An 899-nucleotide genomic window follows, 5' to 3' on the forward strand; every position below is an offset into this window, starting at 1 on the left:
TTATTCCGCATACATAAATAAATTAAGGTGTTCGAATAATATATTGAAGCCAATGGCAATTAAAACCAATCCCCCAATTAATTCGGCTCTCTTACCTAATAGCGGGCCAATATAGCGACCAATTAACATGCCTAATGTCGCCATAATCATCGTCATAAGACCAATTGTCATCGCGGTGTGAAGAATATCAACTTGCAGGAAAGCAAGCCCGACACCGATTGCCATCGCATCCAAACTGGTGGCAATGGCAGTAAAGACTAATGTCGTTGAACTGTGGCGTTGAGGCGTGGCCTTACGGGAAATTTCAGGCTCCCGCTTGAAACTCTCGATGATCATTCGGCAGCCAAGGATCAGCAGTAAGGAAAAGGCAATCCAATGATCCCATTCCATAATATATTGGCTGGCATACAGGCCCAATGACCAACCAATTAAGGGAGTACAGGCTTCGACTAAACCAAAAATAATACCGGTACGGATAGCTTCGCGAAAATTAGGTCGGTGCAGGGCGGCGCCTTTTCCTACGGCAGCGGCAAAAGCATCCATCGAAAGGGCGAGCGCGAGAATAAGTGTTGCGTAGAGATTCATCAAAATAGCCTCGGCTGGGTGATTCCATATACACACAACGCACCCCCAACCTATGGCGCTGTTATGTGTCTATGGTCTTGCCAACCGATTTATACCCGTATAGGTTCTTTAGGCATTCGTACCACGTTTTATTTCAAACGAGCATGTTGATACGAATATTCCAGCGATTTTCTGGAACAGGCTACTCCCCAATGACTGTAGCGGACGATATCATATTTAGCCTAAAAGGCAAAAAGTATTTCGCCCTATTTCAAATATCAAAATGATAATGCTTATCGTTATGCTATTGCTCTTTTTATTATCTCCCTTGCGGC

Annotated in this window: 1 protein-coding gene and 1 riboswitch; the gene reads right to left on the reverse strand. The window is 44.3% G+C overall.

The features are described 5' to 3' along the window. Complete coding sequence (gene mntP / locus PSI15_RS18205; RefSeq protein ID WP_273584753.1) at positions 1 to 585, reverse strand: manganese efflux pump MntP; 585 nt, start codon at positions 583 to 585, stop codon at positions 1 to 3. Positions 586 to 632: 47 nt separating this feature from the next. After that, positions 633 to 789, reverse strand: a riboswitch (yybP-ykoY riboswitch). Between the last annotated feature and the right edge of the window lie 110 nt (positions 790 to 899).

This window comes from Xenorhabdus sp. PR6a (assembly GCF_028599065.1).
Lineage (GTDB): Bacteria > Pseudomonadota > Gammaproteobacteria > Enterobacterales > Enterobacteriaceae > Xenorhabdus > Xenorhabdus doucetiae.